Annotated in this window: 14 protein-coding genes and 1 tRNA gene; 7 read left to right on the forward strand and 8 right to left on the reverse strand. The window is 74.3% G+C overall.

The features are described from left to right. Positions 1 to 11 precede the first annotated feature (11 nt). The 5 genes from FHX74_RS16965 to FHX74_RS16985 form a co-directional block, all read right to left on the reverse strand. The gene (locus FHX74_RS16965; RefSeq protein ID WP_182561403.1) at positions 12 to 1,625 is read right to left on the reverse strand and encodes a glycosyltransferase family 39 protein; all 1,614 of its coding nucleotides are present in this window, start codon (positions 1,623 to 1,625) and stop codon (positions 12 to 14) included. Between the two features lie 119 nt (positions 1,626 to 1,744). Continuing rightward, the gene (locus FHX74_RS16970; RefSeq protein WP_182561404.1) at positions 1,745 to 2,719 is read right to left on the reverse strand and encodes a VWA domain-containing protein; all 975 of its coding nucleotides are present in this window, start codon (positions 2,717 to 2,719) and stop codon (positions 1,745 to 1,747) included. A 28-nt stretch (positions 2,720 to 2,747) separates the two neighbouring features. After that, the gene (locus FHX74_RS16975; RefSeq protein ID WP_182561740.1) at positions 2,748 to 3,725 is read right to left on the reverse strand and encodes a VWA domain-containing protein; all 978 of its coding nucleotides are present in this window, start codon (positions 3,723 to 3,725) and stop codon (positions 2,748 to 2,750) included. A gap of 17 nt (positions 3,726 to 3,742) precedes the next feature. Further along, positions 3,743 to 4,735, reverse strand: coding sequence for a DUF58 domain-containing protein (locus FHX74_RS16980; protein ID WP_182561741.1), 993 nt, complete (start codon positions 4,733 to 4,735; stop codon positions 3,743 to 3,745). 211 nt (positions 4,736 to 4,946) lie between these two features. After that, positions 4,947 to 6,008 (reverse strand): AAA family ATPase, encoded by a 1,062-nt coding sequence (locus tag FHX74_RS16985; protein ID WP_182561405.1) that lies wholly within the window; start codon positions 6,006 to 6,008, stop codon positions 4,947 to 4,949. 271 nt (positions 6,009 to 6,279) lie between these two features. On the opposite strand from FHX74_RS16985, the gene FHX74_RS16990 reads away from it, so the two are divergent. The 3 genes from FHX74_RS16990 to FHX74_RS17000 all read left to right on the forward strand — a co-directional run bounded on the left by FHX74_RS16990 (position 6,280) and on the right by FHX74_RS17000 (position 9,563). Continuing rightward, complete coding sequence (locus FHX74_RS16990; protein ID WP_235970896.1) at positions 6,280 to 7,257, forward strand: hypothetical protein; 978 nt, start codon at positions 6,280 to 6,282, stop codon at positions 7,255 to 7,257. A gap of 108 nt (positions 7,258 to 7,365) precedes the next feature. After that, positions 7,366 to 8,265, forward strand: coding sequence for an HAD family hydrolase (locus FHX74_RS16995; RefSeq protein WP_182561406.1), 900 nt, complete (start codon positions 7,366 to 7,368; stop codon positions 8,263 to 8,265). Further along, positions 8,262 to 9,563 carry a glycosyltransferase 87 family protein gene (locus FHX74_RS17000; protein ID WP_182561407.1) on the forward strand — a complete coding sequence of 434 codons (1,302 nt, stop codon included), beginning with the start codon at positions 8,262 to 8,264 and terminating at the stop codon, positions 9,561 to 9,563. Before FHX74_RS16995 ends, FHX74_RS17000 begins: the two co-directional genes overlap by 4 nt. Positions 9,564 to 9,569: 6 nt before the next feature. On the opposite strand, the gene FHX74_RS17005 is transcribed toward FHX74_RS17000, so the two are convergent. Continuing rightward, entirely contained in the window at positions 9,570 to 10,313 is a 744-nt protein-coding gene (locus FHX74_RS17005; protein WP_182561408.1) for a hypothetical protein, read from the reverse strand. Between the two features lie 264 nt (positions 10,314 to 10,577). Here FHX74_RS17005 and FHX74_RS17010 point away from each other — a divergent pair. From FHX74_RS17010 to FHX74_RS17025, 4 genes are all read left to right on the forward strand, one after another. Then, a tRNA-Ile gene (locus FHX74_RS17010) sits at positions 10,578 to 10,651 on the forward strand. Positions 10,652 to 10,697: 46 nt separating this feature from the next. Beyond that, on the forward strand, positions 10,698 to 12,140 hold the full coding sequence (locus tag FHX74_RS17015; RefSeq protein ID WP_182561409.1) for a lactate racemase domain-containing protein: 1,443 nt from the start codon (positions 10,698 to 10,700) through the stop codon (positions 12,138 to 12,140). Continuing rightward, positions 12,137 to 13,066 carry an NAD(P)-dependent oxidoreductase gene (locus FHX74_RS21195; RefSeq protein WP_182561410.1) on the forward strand — a complete coding sequence of 310 codons (930 nt, stop codon included), beginning with the start codon at positions 12,137 to 12,139 and terminating at the stop codon, positions 13,064 to 13,066. The genes FHX74_RS17015 and FHX74_RS21195 overlap by 4 nt, the downstream gene beginning before the upstream one ends. 69 nt (positions 13,067 to 13,135) lie before the next feature. Then, on the forward strand, positions 13,136 to 14,188 hold the full coding sequence (locus FHX74_RS17025) for an aldo/keto reductase (RefSeq protein WP_182561411.1): 1,053 nt from the start codon (positions 13,136 to 13,138) through the stop codon (positions 14,186 to 14,188). Here FHX74_RS17025 and FHX74_RS17030 read toward each other — a convergent pair. After that, positions 14,164 to 14,997 (reverse strand): hypothetical protein, encoded by an 834-nt coding sequence (locus FHX74_RS17030; protein WP_220484139.1) that lies wholly within the window; start codon positions 14,995 to 14,997, stop codon positions 14,164 to 14,166. The two genes, FHX74_RS17025 and FHX74_RS17030, sit on opposite strands and share 25 nt — an antisense overlap. After that, complete coding sequence (locus FHX74_RS17035; RefSeq protein ID WP_182561412.1) at positions 14,994 to 15,545, reverse strand: TIGR03086 family metal-binding protein; 552 nt, start codon at positions 15,543 to 15,545, stop codon at positions 14,994 to 14,996. Before FHX74_RS17035 ends, FHX74_RS17030 begins: the two co-directional genes overlap by 4 nt. Between the last annotated feature and the right edge of the window lie 57 nt (positions 15,546 to 15,602).

The following is a 15,602-nucleotide window of genomic DNA, read 5'->3' on the forward strand; positions in this document are numbered from 1 at the left end:
GCGGACGCCGGTCAGCGCGGCGGGCGGCGGAGGACGACGTCGCCGTGCCGGGCGAGCACCGGCCAGCTCGTCCAGACCGCCCAGCTGCGGGCGGCGGCCGGGCCCGAGCCGCGGTTGCGCACGTGGAACGCCCCCGATCCGGTCGCCAGGTAGGCCCGCAGGTCGGCCTGCCAGCCGGCGGTGTCGCGGATCCGGCGGAGCTGCCGGGGCGTCCGCGGGCCGTGCGGCCCGACCGTCAGCGCCGGTGGTGGGTCGTAGGCGTACCCGCCGTAGTCGACGACCACCCGGCACCCGCGCTCGACCGTCCGGCCGACCTGGTCGAGCTCGATCAGCACCGTCGGCTCGTCGCTGGTCAGGCAGCCGGGCAGCGTCCGGACGACCGGCGCGAGGGCGGCCGCCGGGAACCGGGTGCCGAGCCGCTGACCGAGCCCGGGCAGCCCGAGGGCGAGGACGGCGACGACCAGCAGGACACCCGCCGCGGCGCGCGGACCGCGTCCTCGCCGCGGGACCCGGCAGCGCAACCCGAGCAACCGGGCCGCCGCCGCGGCGACCACCAGCGCGGCCGGGCCGGCCAGCACGGCCGGGTACTGCCGGAACAGGTTCGGGGTCAGGGCGAACAGCAGCAGCCCGTAGGCGAGCGCGAGCAGCACCGGCAGCCGGGCCGTCGGGACGCCGGCCGCGAGCGTCAGCGCCACGACCGCGAGCAGCACCACCCCGGCGAGCACCGGGTGCGCGGGGCGCCACGGCTCGAGCCCGCCGATCAGCGTCAGCCGGTGCCACACCGTGCTCGGCTCCCCGCTCCGGCCGAGCTGGACGGTGACCACCTGGTGCCACATGGCTCGCGGGGCGGCCACGAAGAACGGCAGGTAGACCAGCGCGCCAGCGGCGGTGAACCCCGCCAGCAGTCCCGGCAGCCGACGACGCCGCTCCGGCGCGAGCTGCCAGACCGCGACCAGCAGCGCAGCCAGCACGCCCCAGATCTTGACCCCGGCCCCGAAGCCGAGCGCCAGCCCGGCCAGCAGCGGCCACCCGGACCACGAGCGGTGCCCGGACGAGACCCGGTCGGCGCGCGCGAGCGCGAGCAGGGCGAGCAGCAGGGTGACGTTGCCCAGCCCCTCGAGCATGGTGGTCCGCTCGACGTAGACGGCCGGCCACCAGACCGCGTAGAACAGCCCGCCGAGCAGCGCGGGCCACGCGCCGAGAGGGCGGGCGATCCGCGTCACCAGCACGGCGTTCGCCGCGCCCATGGCCACCCAGGCCAGACGGGCGGCCGCGAACCCGAGTCCTTCGTGGGTGAGCGCACCGAGCGTGGCGAACGGGGCGAGCGCGACCAGCACCCCCGGCGGCTGGAGGAAGAGGAAATCGCGGTACGGCGTCGCGCCGTGCACCCAGGCCAGCGCGGCGGCCATGTGCACGCCGTCGTCGTAGCTGCCGAGACCGAACAGCCCGCCCCCGCGGAGCAGCGGGACCAGCCGGCAGACCAGCGCGACCGCCGCCACCAGGACGGCCGGGCCGAGCGCCCCGACGACCCGGCTCACCCGCCGGGGCGGGGAGGTGCCGGCCCGCGGCCCGGCGGGCGCCGGGTCCGGCGGGCCGGTCCCGGATCCGGACAGTGTGCTGGTCACCGGGCCGGAGGTTAGGGAGCCGCCCTCACGACGACGGTGACAGGCAGGTCCGCGCCGGGTGAACGCCGACCCAACTCTGGGCGACCGCCCTCAGCCCCCGCTCGGGAACGGCGGACGGATCAGGGCCACCGAGCGCCGAGCGAGATCAGCCCGAGCGCGGCGAGCACCGCGAACCCGAGCCCGAACCCGGCGTAGCGCGAGCTGACCTCGCGGTCGACCTTGTCCTTGCCCACCGAGGAGCCGATGTCCTTGTAGACGTCGCGGAGCTGGCCGGCCGACTGCGCGGTGTAGGCCTTGCCGCCGGAGATCCGGGCCACGTTGGCCAGCTCGGCCCGGTCCACCGGGACCGGCTCGCGCTGGCCCTGCACCTCGATATAGCCGTCCGGAGTGCCGTAGGCGATCGTGTAGATCGGGACGTCCTGGGCCTTGGCCGCGCGGGCGCCGTCGGCCGCCGAGCGCCCCACCTGGGTCTTGCCGTCGCTGAGCAGGACGATCCGGCCCGGCGGCTTGCTCTGCGGATTGCCCGGGTCGGCCGGCGCCTGAGCCAGCGCGGCCAACGAGGCGAAGATGCCGTCACCGATCGCCGTCGACGGACCGAGCTCCATGCTCTGGATCGCGGCCAGCGCGGCCGGGCGGTCGAGCGTCGGTGGCAGCAGCACGCTCGCGGTGCCGTCGAAGGCCACCACGGCGACGTTGTACTTGGGCGGCAGGGACTGGACGAACGCCTGCGCCGCGGTCTTGGCGGCCTCGAGCCGGCTGGGTTCGACGTCGGTTGCGGCCATCGAGTTGGAGACGTCGATGGTCACCACCACGGTGGCCCGCTCGCGCGGCACCTCGACGGTGGCCTTGGGTCGGGCGATGGCCAGGGTCAGCGAGACCAGACTGGCCAGCGACAGCGCGACGGCCAGGTGCCGGCGCCAGTTCGCCTCGCGCGGGATCACCAGGTCGAGCATGGTCCGGCCGACCTGCCGGTTGCGGTTGGCCTTGCGCCGCAGCAGACCGAGGTAGAGCCCGATCAGCACCGGGACGGCCAGCAGCAACCAGAGCCACTGCGGGGCCAGGAAGGACAGCATCGGGACGATCAACGGGCTCATCGTGCCCTCCAGTGTGCCTGCGCCGGGGTCACGGCCACCTCGCCGCCAGGGTGACCGCGCCGAGCGCGGCGAGCACGGCGAAGACGAAGCCGTACAGCGCGAACCGCGAGGTCACCTCGCGCTTGGCCGGCTCGGAGCCGACCGAGGAGCCGATCCGCTCGTAGACCGTTTTGAGCTCGTCGGCCGAGGCGGCCTGATAGGCGATCCCGCCGGTCTGCTCGGCGATGCCCTTCAGCTGCGCGTCGTTCGGCGGGACGGCGTAGCGCTGCCCGTCGAGGTCGACGAAGCCGTTCTCGGTGCCGTAGGCGATCGTGTAGACCGGCACTTTCTTGCTGGCCGCGTCGGCGGACGCCTGGGCCGGCGCCTTGCCGGTGGTGTTCTCGCCGTCGCTGAGCAGCACGATCGCCGCCGGGGCGGTCGAGTTCGGGTTCTTCGGGTCCTTGGGCGCCTGGCTGACCGCCTGCAGCGCGGTGTCGATCCCGGCGCCGATGGCCGTCGAGTCCTGCAGCTCGATGGTGTCGACCGCCCGGATCGCCACCTGGTGGTCCTGGGTCGGCGGGGTGAGGATCGTGACGTTGCCGGCCATCGAGACCACCGACACGTTGAACTTGGCCGGGAGGCTGGTGATGAACGCCTTGGCCGCGGTCTTGGCTGCGTCGAGCCGGGTCGGCTTGACGTCGGTGGCCGCCATCGACCGGGACGCGTCGAGCACCACCACCACGGTGGCCCGCTCGCGCGGCACCTGGACGGTGGCCTCGGGACGGGCGAAGGCCATGGTGAGCGCGCCCAGGCTGAGCAGGGCCAGCGCGACCGAGAGGTGCCGCCGCCACTGCGACTGCTTGGGCATCACCACCTCGAGCATCGAGGTGTTGGTGAACCGCATCCCGCGCCGGTTCTTGCGCCGGTTGAGCAGCACGTAGACCGCGATCAGCGCCGGGATGGCCAGCAGGATCAGCAGCCGCAGCGGCGAGGCGAAGTCGTCGGGGACGAACGGCAGCGAGGCCATCGGGGTCGGCAGGCCGGTCACTTGGCCACACCCTGCGGCGGGGCGTGCAGCATCGAGGCGACCCGGCGGTAGGCCAGCACGAACCGGGCGATGTCCTGCACCCAGTCCCGGTCGGTGCGCAGCTGGATGTGGCCCACACCAGCACGACGCAGGGCGATCCGGATCCGTTCCCGCTGGGCGGCACTGGCCGCGTCCATCCGGGCCCGGGCGTTGGCGTCGGCGGTGTTGATGTAGCGCTGGAAGTTGGTTTCCGGATCGCGGATGAGCATCTCGCCGACGTTGGGGAACTCGATCTCGCGGGTGTCGACGACCTCGATGGCCAGCACCTGGTTGCGCACCCCGAGCCGGCGCATCGAACGCTCCCACGGCGGCTCGACGTTGGGGTCGAGCTCGTGGTCGCCGGGGGTGAGGAAGTCGCTGACCACCACCCGCAGGCCGCGGCGGCGCTGGGTCCGGGCCAGCTGGTGGATCGCGGCGGGCAGGTCGAGCGGGCCGGTCGCGTGGTCGGGGACGAAGGGCTCGTCGAGCATCTTGCGGAGCAGCCCGTAGAGCGCGGAGCGACCGGAGCGGGCGGGCAGCCGGCGCAGCGTGTCGGGGCGCATGACGTAGCCGCCGAACCGGTCGCCCATCTTCTGGCTGAGGAAGCCGATGGTGGCCACCGCGGCGATGCCGAGGTCGCGCTTGGTGACGCCCTCGGTCCCCCAGTTCATCGACGGGGTGACGTCAAGCAGCGCCCAGACCTCGAGCTCGCGGTCGGCCATGGTGTCGCGGACGTACGGCGTGGTGGTGCGCGCGGTGACCGCCCAGTCGATCTTGCGGACGTCGTCCTCACCCGGCCGGTACTGGCGGGCGTCGTTGGCGTCGGTGCCCGGGCCGGGCAGCAGGCCGAGGTGGTCGCCCTGGAGGAAGCCCTCGAGCCGCCGGACGATCGTCAGCTCGAGCCGACGCAGCGCCGCCTCGGGGGCCAGCTTCTTGAGCGGGATCGTCGGCCGGGTCGGCACCCCGAGCACCGAGGCCGCGGCGCCGACGTCGGGCGGCGGCGCGCTGAACGCCGGGCTGCCGCTCGGGGCCGGATAGGACGGGTAACCGGACGCGCCAGTCGGCGGCGGGTACTGACCCGGGGCCGGGTAGCCGCCGGGTGGCGGGTAGGAGTCGGGCGGCGGGTAGGAGCCGGGCGGCCCGGGTGTCGGGCCCGGTGGTGGGTAGGACAAGACGGTCCGTTCAGCTGAAGTCGGGCTGGCGCTGCATCGGCCGCTGACCCGGGTGGGCGCCCTGGCCCTGCTGGCCCTGGTTCCAGACCGGAGTGGGCGGCGGCACCATCGCCACGATCCGCTCGACCACCTGCGACGGCGGGATGTTGTCGGCGACGGCGTCGAAGCCGAGGGTGAGCCGGTGGCTCATCACGTCCTTGGCCACCGCCTGCACGTCGGTCGGCAGCACGTAGTCGCGGCCGTGGATCAGCGCCAGCGCGCGCGACGCGGCGACCAGACCGAGGGTGGCGCGCGGGCTGCAGCCGATCTGGATCACCGAGGTGAGGTCGGGCATGTTGAACTCGGCCGGCGTCCGGGTGGCCAGCACCAGCCGGACGATGTACTCGGCGACCAGGTTGTGCACGAACACCTCGGAGGCCTGCCGCTGCAGGCCGCGGACCAGGTCCGGGTTGAGGATCGGGGTCGAGGTGGGCGGGTCGACGCTCATCCGGCGGAGGATCTCGAACTCCTCGTTGCCGCGCGGGTAGGGCACGTCGACCTTGAGCAGGAAGCGGTCCCGCTGCGCCTCGGGCAGCGGGTAGACGCCCTCGGACTCGACCGGGTTCTGGGTGGCGATGACGATGAACGGGTCCGGCGTCGGGTAGGTGTGACCGCCGATCGAGACCTGCTTCTCGGCCATCAGCTCGAGCATCGCCGACTGCACCTTGGCGGGCGCGCGGTTGATCTCGTCGGCCAGCACGAAGTTGACGAACACCGGGCCGAGCTCGATGTCGAACTTCTCCTGGCTCGACCGGTAGATCCGGGTGCCGACGATGTCGGACGGCACCAGGTCCGGGGTGAACTGGACCCGGGAGAACGAGCCGCCGACCACGGTGGCGAAGCTGCGCACGGCGAGCGTCTTGGCCACACCCGGGACGCCCTCGAGCAGGCAGTGCCCCTTGGCCAGCAGCGCGACCATCAGCTGCTCGACCATGTGCTCCTGGCCGACGATGACCCGCTGGACCTGGGCGATCGCCTCCCCGAGCAGGCGGGAGGACTCCTGGTTGCTCCCGGTCGGGTGCGGACTGCTCACGCGATCTCCTTCGAGTCGGCTGGCGGGCGCCGCGGGCCCCGATCGGTCGCAGGTGCCGGCGGGGTGTCCGGAGCGCGGTCATTCTCGCAGACCATTCCATCATCACCACGGGGCACAAACCCGGGTCGGCCCGGCGGCCGCGCCGGGCCGATCGCGACCGCGGCACCGGGGCCCGGCGGCCGCGTCGAGCTGTGGGGCTGCTCCCGGCGCCGTGCAGAATGGGCCCCCTGCCGACGGGTGCCGGTGCCCGCAGACGGGAGTGGAGATCGCGATGTCGAACGACGCGGCGGGCTGGGGCGCGGGCCCCGCGGTCCCGCTGACGCCGCTGCTCCCCGACGACCCGCCCAAGATCGGCGACTACTGGATCGACGCCCGGCTCACCGCGACCCCGGCCGGGGTCGCCTACACCGGGCACGCCGGCTCGTCGGCCGACCCGGCCGGCGAGACGCCGGCCATGGTCATCTTGCTGTCCGAGGGGGCGGCCGCCGACCCGGCGGCCCGCGACCGGCTGGCCGGCGTGGTCAACCAGATGTGGATCGACACCGTGCTGGCGCGCGGCGGCCAGGGCCAGGACACCGGGAAGTTCGCCCGCAAGTACCGCGCCGACACCGACGACCCGATCGCCCCGGACGACCGGCAGCCGGCCCCGTGGGTGGCGCTGGCCTACGACGGGTCGCCGGCTGCCGCGCAGGAGGCCGCCCGGGTGCTCGACGAGGTCGAGCTGGCCACCCTCCCGCCGTCGGGGTCGCCGTCCGGACCCGACTACCGGCACTACTGGCGTGACCGCGTCCAGCCCGGGCTGGCCCGGATGTGGCCGCTGCCCTGGCCCGGTCGCTACGACCGGGCCGGCTGGCGGACGATCCTGGTCTCCTGGCTGCTGATGCTGCTGCTCGGCGCGCTGGCCGTGCTGATCGCCATCCTGATCTTCCACAACCTGCCGCCGCAGGCCCCGCCGACGCCGACCGGCGGCTCCGGCAGCCCGCCGCCGCAGTCCAGCTCGTCGTCGCCGCAGTCCGGCTCACCGTCACCGCAGTCCGGCTCACCGTCCCCGCAGTCGGGCTCCCCCTCGCCGCAGTCCGGGTCGCCGTCGGCCGCCTCGCCGTCCGGGTCGCCGTCGCGGTCCGGGACCCCGACCGGGTCGCCGTCGTCGTCGCCGAGCCCGAGCGGGACCCAGTCCGGCCCCGGCCAGCCGAGCCCGACGGAGTCCGGGACCGCCGGGTCGAGCCAGTCGCCCCCGTCGCGCTTGTGAGTGGGCGCGCTCGTGAGTGTCCGGCGCAGCAGGAACCGGAGCCGAGGACGACGGCGGCCGGGCGCGCCAGGATGACCCTCACCGGCCGGGGATGAGACCATCGCCGCTGTGACGGGCACCGGCGAACAGACCGCGGCACCGCCGACGGCGCGCGCCGGACACCGGACGGGCGAAGGGGCGTCCGACCGGCCCCCGAAGCTGATCGTCTCCGACCTCGACGGCACCTTCCTCTCCCCCGACGGCACGGTCAGCCCGCTCAACGCCGAGGCCGTCCGGGCCGCCGAGGGGGCCGGGATCACGGTGATGTTCGCGACCGGACGCCCGATCCGCTGGCTGACCCCGGTCGCCGACCTGCCCGGCGTCCACCCGCTGGTGATCGCGAGCAACGGGGCCGTGCTCTACGACCTGGCCCGCCGCGAGATCGTCGACCAGCAGCTGATCGCGGTGGCCGCCGCGGCCGACGCGGTGGCCGAGATCCGCACCGCGCTGCCCGACGTCGCGTTCGGCGTCGAGACCGGCGAGGAGGTCGGCTACGAGGAGCACTACCAGCTGACCCACCGGCTCGACGCGGGCACGGCCGGCGGATCGACCCCGTGGGTCAGCCGCGGCCGGGCCGAGGACCTGGTCCGGGCCGGCGACTTCGTCAAGCTGCTGGTCCAGCACCCCGAGCTGAGCGCCGACGCCCTGGTCGCGGAGTTGCGGACGCTGGTCGGTGACCGCTTGACCGTCACCCACTCGGTGCTCAGCGGGCGCGCCCTCGCCGAGGTCAGCGCGCTCGGGGTCAGCAAGGCCACCATGCTGGCCCGGCACGCCGCACGGCTGGGGATCGAGCCGGCCGACGTCGCCGGGTTCGGCGACATGCCCAACGACGCCGACCTGCTCGGATGGGTGGGTCGGCCGCACGTGATGGCCGACGCGCACCCGACGCTCGACGGGCTCGGGCTGCGGATCGGCAGCAACGCCGACTCGGCCGTCGGCCGGGTGCTGCTCGGCTGGGTCGGCCGGTGACCGACACCGCCGACCGGACGACCACGCCGACGACCAGGGCCGCGGATCCGACCCCGGTGGCGCCGCCGACCGGCACGGGGTCCGCGCTCCCGGGCTGGCTGCGCGCGCTGCTGGTCGGGCTGCTGCCCACGGTCGTCGGGCTGTACGTGGCCGCGACCACGCTCGGCGGCCGAGCCTGGCCGTGGCGGCCGAACATGGCCGACCTGGCGGTCTACCGACGGGCCGGCGCTGCGCTGCTGACCGGCCAGGACATCTACCACCTGCCCGACTCGCTGCCCTTCCTCTACCCGCCGTTCGCGGCGGTGATCGCGGTGCCGCTCGCGCTGCTGCCGAGCACCGTGGTGGAGATCGGCTGGACGGTGGCCAACGTCGCCGCCCTGCTGGTGATCATGCACCGGTTCGGGGTGCGCGGCTGGGCGCTGAGCCTGCTCGGCACCGCGGTGATCTGGTTCGTCGAGCCGGTCAACCAGACCCTCGGCTACGGGCAGGTGGGGATCTTCCTGGTCGCGCTGGTGGTCGTCGACCTGGTGCCGCGGTCGAGGACCGACACCTTCGTCGCCGACGACCCGGCGCGGGCCTCGGTGCGGCAAGGCCGACTGGTCGGCGTGCTGACCGGGCTCGCGGCGGCGATCAAGCTCACCCCCGGGCTGTTCTTCCTGCTGCTCGCGGCCGGGCGGCGCGGCCGGGCGGCCCTCGGGGTGCTGATCGGCTTCCTCGCGGTCACCGTGGCCACCGCGGCGATCGTCCCGGGCGTCTCGCTCGGCTACTGGACCCGGTTGGCCCGCGGTGACACCGGGCTGGGCCACAGCATCATCTACACCACCAATCAGTCGGTCTACGGCGCCTGGCTGCGCGACTTCGGGCTGGGCCGGGCCAGCAGCCTGTCAGGGCTGGCCGTGTGCGGCCTGGTCGCCCTGCTCGGCGTGGTCGTCGGGGTGGTCTGGCTGCGGCGCGGCGACGCGCCGACCGCGGTGGTGCTCGGCGGGGTGGCCACGCTGCTGGCCTCGCCGGTCTCCTGGTCGCACCACTTCGTCTGGGTGGTGCCGCTCGGGCTGGTGCTGTTCCGGCTCCGCGGGCACCCGGTGCTGCGGACGATCGGGTTCGTCTTCGTCGGCTGGGTGGTGGCCGCGCCGTTCAAGGTGCTGCCGCGGGGCGGGGACGTCGAGCTGACCTACCGGTGGCCGGCGGACCTGCTGGCCTCGATCACCCCGATCCTCGGGGTGCTGCTGCTGGTGGCCGCCGGTCTCGCCGCCCGACGGCCCCGTCCGGAGGGTGCGATCCGTCCAGACGGGTCGTGACAAGCCTCACTCCCCCGCGACCGCCGACGAGGCGACGATCAGTCCATGATCATGAAGCGCGTCGGACCGGTGCTCGTGCTGGCCCTCACCTCGGCGATGACGGCGGAGTACCTGCTCGGCGACCAGTACCTGAGCAAGCAGGGCGTCGGGCAGCAGCTCGCCGCGCTGGCCCTTTTCGTGCTGTTCTACGGCAGCGCGGCGGTGCTGATCCGCGAGGTGGTCCGTCGCCGGGGTCTCGGGTGGCCGAGCCTGCTCTGTCTGGCGCTGGGCTTCGGCATCGCCGAGGAGGGTCTGGTCACCCAGTCGCTGTTCAACCCCGACTACGCCGGACAGCACCTGCTCACCCTCGGTTACCTTCCCAGCCTGGGCATCGGCGCGGTCTGGACGATCTTCGTCCTCACCCTGCACGTGGTCTGGTCGATCGGTTCCCCGATCGCGCTCGTCGAGGCGAACGCCGGCACCGCACCTCGGCTCGGCCGGGTCGGGCTGGTGATCACCACCGGCTGCCTGCTGATCGGCGCGGCCGGGACGTTCGCGGCCAACCTGGCCATGAGCCCGACCCGGTTCCTGGCCTCGCCCTACCAGCTGGCCGGGGCGTTCGTGTTCGCGGTGATCATGATCACCGCCGGGCTGCTGCTGCCGCACCCGGCCGGTGATCACCGCGAGGTGGGCACGAAGCGACTGGCCGCCGCCGTGCTGGTGGGCCTGGGCGCGACCAGTTGCTTCCAGCTGGCCCGCCAGCTCGACCATCCGGCGTGGCTGGTCTGCCTGGTCATGATCGCGCCGCTCATTGCGGGGGCCTGGGCCACCCGCCGGTGGGGGCTGCCGGCCGCCGGGCTGGCCGTCGGCGCGTTGCTCACCTACGCCTGGGTGGGACTGGGCAACGCGGTCCGGGCCGGCCGCGCCGAGACCCTCGAGCAGAGCGTGATCGTGCTGGCCTATCTGGTGGTGCTCGCGGTCACCCTGATCCGGACGGCGCGGCGGGCCGCAGGTCGTAGACTCCTCGCCCAGCACGGGGCGGTAGCTCAGCCGGTCAGAGCAGGGGACTCATAATCCCTGGGTCGCGGGTTCGAGCCCCGCCCGCCCTACGACGCTGACCCGCCGGTCGCGCCGCCGTCGGGTAGAAAGGCCCGCATGCCTGCGCGGTCGTCGACGACATCGGTGTCCTTCGAGTACGGGGACGGGCGGGTCGAGGCCGAGCTCCCCGCCGACACCCTGGTGCTCCGGGCCGGGATCACCCGGCCCGAGCCGGAAGCGCTCCCCGACCCGGTCGCCGCCACCCGCGAGGCGATCGCCCACCCGCTCGACGCGGCTCCGCTGGGTGACCAGGTGGGCCCCGGGTCGACGGTGACCGTCGCCTTCCCCGACCGGGTCAAGGGCGGCGCCCACGCCACCGCGCACCGCAAGGTCGCGCTGGCCGCGGTCCTCGACGAGCTCGACCGAGCGGGCGTCCGCGCCGCCGACGTCCGGCTGGTCTGCGCGATCGGGCTGCACCGCAAGAACCGCCGCGACGAGTTCGAGAGCTACCTCGGCGCCGAGACCCTGGCCCGGCTCGACCCGGCGCAGGTGGTCAACCACGACAGCGAGGACCCCGACGGGGTGGTCGCCTTGCCGGACTCCGCCCTCGGTGACACGGTCGAGGTGAACCGGGCGCTGGTGGAGTCGGACCTGACCGTCCTGATCGGGCACACCGCCGGCAACCCCTACGGCGGGTTCAGCGGCGGCTACAAGATGCCGGCCACCGGGCTGACCACCTGGCGCTCGATCCGCACCCACCACACGCCCGCCTCGGTCGACCGCGACGACTTCGTCCCGGTCTCGACCCGGAGCCGGTTCCGCGACCAGCTCCGGGCGATCGGCGAGGCCACCGAACAGGCGATGCCGCGGCCGTTCTTCGCGGTGGACGCCGTACTCGACGCCTCCGCCCGGCAGCTCGGCGTGTTCGCCGGCGCGATCCCCGCGGTGGAGCAGCAGAGCTGGCCGCTGGCCACCGCCCGCACCGAGCTGGCGGTGCCCGGCCCACCGGCCGACGTGCTGGTGATCGGGCTGCCACGGACCTTCCACTACGGCCCGGGGATGGGTGCCAATCCGATCCTCGCGATGCAGGCGGTCGGCGCCTCGCTGGTCCGAGCCCAGGGCGCGCTGCAGCCGGACCCGGTGATCATCGCCACCGCCGTGCTCGACGGCTGGGACGACGCCGCCGAGTTCCCGTCCTACCGGGCCACTTACGAACGACTGGTGGAGACCGGCGACCCGGCCGCGATGACCGCGTTCGAGGACGAGTTCTGCACCAACGCGGACTGGGTGCGCCAGCACCGCGAGGCCTTCACCTACCACCCGTTCCACGCCTTCTCGATGGTCTACGTCGGTGGGCTGGCCCGCCGACGGGCCCGGGAGGTGATCATCGCCGGCGCCCGCGACCCCGGGCTGGCCCGCGGGATGGGCGCGGTGCCCGTCCCCGACCTCGACGCCGCGCTGGCCCGGGCCCGCGAGCTGGTGGACGGCGCACCGCGGGTGATCGCCGTCCCGGAGCTGTCGACGCCCGCCTACCACCTGGTGCCCGGAGCCGACCGGTGACCGGCCCGGTCGTCCCGGCGTCCGGACCGGCCACGGTCGCGGTGGTCGGGCTGGGGGCGATGGGCGGACCGGCGGCCGCCGCGCTGGGCGCGGCGGGTCACCGGGTGCGGGGGGCGGACCCGTCCGCGCGGGCCCGCGACCGGGCGGCGGGTGCCGGCGTCGACGTCCACGAGGACCCGGCTGCGGCGGTGCGGGGTGCGGAGCTGGTGCTGCTGTCGCTGCCCACGCCCGCGGTGGTCCTCACCGTGATCGACGAGCTCGCCGACGCCCTCGCCGACCGGGTCGACGGCGTGCTGGTCGCCGACCTGTCGACCACCGGACCCGAGGCGGCGCGTGAGGCCGCCGCGCGGGTGCGGGCGGCCGGTGGCCGGTTCGTCGACGCGCCGATCCTCGGCCGACCGGCCGCGTGCGGACGGTGGACGCTGGTGTGCGGCGGCGACGCGACCGACGTCGACCGGCTGCGGGCGCTGTCCGTCGGCGTGCTGGCCGCCGGCGTCGAGCGGATCGGCGCGGTGGGGGCGGGCGCGACGCTCAAGGTGCTCAACAACCTGATGTTCGGGGCGATCAACGCGGTCACCGCCGAGGTGGTCGACCTCGCCGAGCGGGCCGGGCTCGACCCGGCCCGGTTCGCCGCCGTGGTGGCGGGTTCGGGGGCGGCCACGGTCTCGCCCCTGTTCGCCGACCTGGCCCCGCGGATGGCCGCCCGGGACTACGCGCCGACGTTCACCGTCGACCTGCTGGCCAAGGACGTCGGGCTCGGGGTGCGGCTGGCCGACGGCCTCGGGGTCGAGGCCACGGTCAGCCGGACGGTGGCCCGGCTGACCGCGGCGGCATCGGCGGCCGGGCTGGGCGCCCGGGACACCGCGGCGCTGGTCGAGCCGCTGCGGGACCGCCCGGCCGACGGACCGGCGGACCCTGCTCGCTAGGGTCGGGATCACGGACGCCGGAGCCCGCCGCGAACGTCGGGGCCGGCCGCGTCCGTGGAGGAGTTGATCATGGAGTACCGGCAGCTCGGACGGTCCGGCCTGATGGTCTCGACCCTGACCATGGGGACGATGACCTTCGGCGGCAGCGGCAACTTCGCGGCCATCGGCGCCACCGACATCGACGGCGGGCGGCGGCAGATCGACATGTGTCTCGACGCCGGGGTGAACCTGATCGACACCGCCAACATGTACAGCCGCGGCGTCAGCGAGGAGATCGTCGGCGCCGCGATCAGGGGCCGCCGCGACGACGTGCTGCTGTCGACCAAGGTGCGGTTCCCGATGGGTGAGGGACCCAACGACGAGGGGCTGTCGCGGCACCACATCCTCAACCAGGTCGAGGCCAGCCTGCGCCGGCTCGGCACCGACCACATCGACATCTACCACGTGCACGAGTGGGACGGCCTGACCCCGATGGAGGAGACCCTCCAGACCCTCGACACGCTGGTCACCTCGGGCAAGGTTCGCTATCTCGGCATCTCCAACTACGCGGCCTGGCAGCTGATGAAGATGCTCGCCCTGGCCGACGCCCACGGCTGGCAGCGGTTCGTCAGCAACCAGATCTACTACACGCTCGAGGCGCGCGACGCCGAGTACGAGCTGGTGCCGCTGTCGATCGACCAGGGGCTGGGGATCATGGTCTGGAGCCCGCTCGCCGGCGGGCTGCTGTCGGGCAAGTACCGGCGCAACCAGCAGGCCAGCGAGGGCCGTCACCTCGGCGAGTGGAGCGAGCCGCCGGTCCGCGACCAGGAGAAGCTCTACGACACCATCGAGCTGGTCGTCGAGATCGCCGACGGCCACGGGGTCTCCCCCGCTCAGGTCTCGCTGGCCTACCTGCTGACCAAGCCGGGCGTCACCACGTTGGTGATCGGCGCCCGCAAGGACGAGCAGCTGGCCGACAACCTGGCCGCCGCCGACCTGGTGCTGACCACCGAGGAGATCGACCGGCTCGACGAGGTCAGTGCTCCCCCGCTGACCTACCCGCACTGGCACCAGCTGGCGGCCGCGCAGGCGCGGTTCAACACCTCCGACCTGGCGCTCTACGGCCCGCGCCGGCCGGCCTGACTCGGGCCGTCGGCGGTGCTGACCCCAGCCCAGGCCGCCACCAGCGCCGAGACCGTCGGATAGCGGTCCTCGGGCGCGTCCGCGCAGGCGCGCTCGGCCATCGCGGCCTGCGCGGTGCTGCCGCGCCACCCACCGTCCGGCGAGGCCAGCAGCTGCTGGACAGTGCGCCCGAGGGTGACCACCGTGCTGCGCTGGTCGATCAGCGCACCGCGGACGCTCTCCTCGGGTGCCAGGTACCGGCTCGACCCGTACAGCCGCTCGCTGTCGAGGACGAACGGGCCCGGGCGGTACTCGTCGAGGTCGATCAACCGGATCCGCCGCGCGGCGGCGTCCCAGAGGAAGCAGCTGTCGTAGAGGTCGCCGGCGATCCAGCCCGCGGCGGCGATGACGCGGTGCGCGTCGAGCAGGTCGCCGACCGCGGCGGTCACCGTGGCGACCGGCAGGCGGCGGAACCGGTCGAGGGCGCTCGGGCCGCCCTCCGCCTGCGGACTGAGCACCTCCCCGTCGCACCAGGGGTAGACCAGCGTCGGCCCGTCGAGCCCGTCGAGCACCCCGACCAGCGGGACGACGACCGGGTGCCGGACAGCGGCGTGCAGGGCCGCGGCCCGCGCCAGCGAGGCGGCCAGGGTCGGCGAGGGCGTACCGGGACCGCGGCCCTTGACGAACCACCGCCGTCCTGCGTGCTCGACGCCGAAGGCGAGCGCGCCCGAGGTCTCGTTGGCGAACCGGACGAACGCGCGGGACGGGTCGAAGGCGCCGGCGTGGACCGCGGCCCGGAACTCGTCCGGGCCAGGGATCGGCTCGCTCACCAGGCGCGACGGCCGAGGAACGCCAGCAGCCGGGTCTGCTCGTCGGCGTCGGCGGGCGGCTCGAGCTCCGGCCCGAACACCCCCGGCATCCGGGCCGCGTCGCCGTAGACCTCGACCTTGGCGCGGGCGAACTCGAGCTCATCGGCGCTGAGGCCGGTGTCGCCGCCGGTCGCCCGGGCGAGGTCCCAGCGGTGCACGATCAGGTCGAAGCAGTAGTAGTCCTCGATCGACTGCTCGAACGTGGTCGGGCCGAAGTGGCCGTCGAACCCGCGCCGGGCGGTGTCCGGGTCGTCGAGCAGCGCCTGGAGCCCGTCGCGGGTCTCGGCCCAGGCGGCGACCGGGTCGTCGTCGGCCGACGTCGGCGTCTGCAGGGTCAGCCCGGCCGGGGTGACGGAGGCGCGCTCGGCCCCGACGACGTGGACCAGCACGTCGCGGGCGGTCCAGTCCTCGCACGGCGACGGCGCGTCCCAGGCGTCGACGGGCACCGCCTCGACCGCGGCGGTGAAGCGGGCGGCCAGGCTCCGGTAACGGTCTGCTGGAGTGCTCATGCCCCCGAGTCTGGCCACGTCCGGCCCGGTCCGCTTGAAGATTCCCGACGTCCTCGC

The sequence above is a fragment of the Microlunatus kandeliicorticis genome, assembly GCF_014137855.1.
Taxonomy (GTDB): Bacteria; Actinomycetota; Actinomycetes; order Propionibacteriales; family Propionibacteriaceae; genus Microlunatus; species Microlunatus kandeliicorticis.

What these genes read in the sequence shown, in the direction of transcription:
- FHX74_RS17005 (WP_182561408.1), bottom strand. Translation starts at nt 10,313, where the DNA reads ATGGTCGAGCTGGCGGGCCAGCTGGAAGCAACTGGTCGCGCCCAGGCC.
- FHX74_RS17035 (WP_182561412.1), bottom strand. Translation starts at nt 15,545, where the DNA reads ATGAGCACTCCAGCAGACCGTTACCGGAGCCTGGCCGCCCGCTTCACC.
- FHX74_RS17025 (WP_182561411.1), top strand. Translation starts at nt 13,136, where the DNA reads ATGGAGTACCGGCAGCTCGGACGGTCCGGCCTGATGGTCTCGACCCTG.
- FHX74_RS16990 (WP_235970896.1), top strand. Translation starts at nt 6,280, where the DNA reads ATGTCGAACGACGCGGCGGGCTGGGGCGCGGGCCCCGCGGTCCCGCTG.
- FHX74_RS16970 (WP_182561404.1), bottom strand. Translation starts at nt 2,719, where the DNA reads ATGAGCCCGTTGATCGTCCCGATGCTGTCCTTCCTGGCCCCGCAGTGG.
- FHX74_RS16975 (WP_182561740.1), bottom strand. Translation starts at nt 3,725, where the DNA reads ATGGCCTCGCTGCCGTTCGTCCCCGACGACTTCGCCTCGCCGCTGCGG.
- FHX74_RS17015 (WP_182561409.1), top strand. Translation starts at nt 10,698, where the DNA reads ATGCCTGCGCGGTCGTCGACGACATCGGTGTCCTTCGAGTACGGGGAC.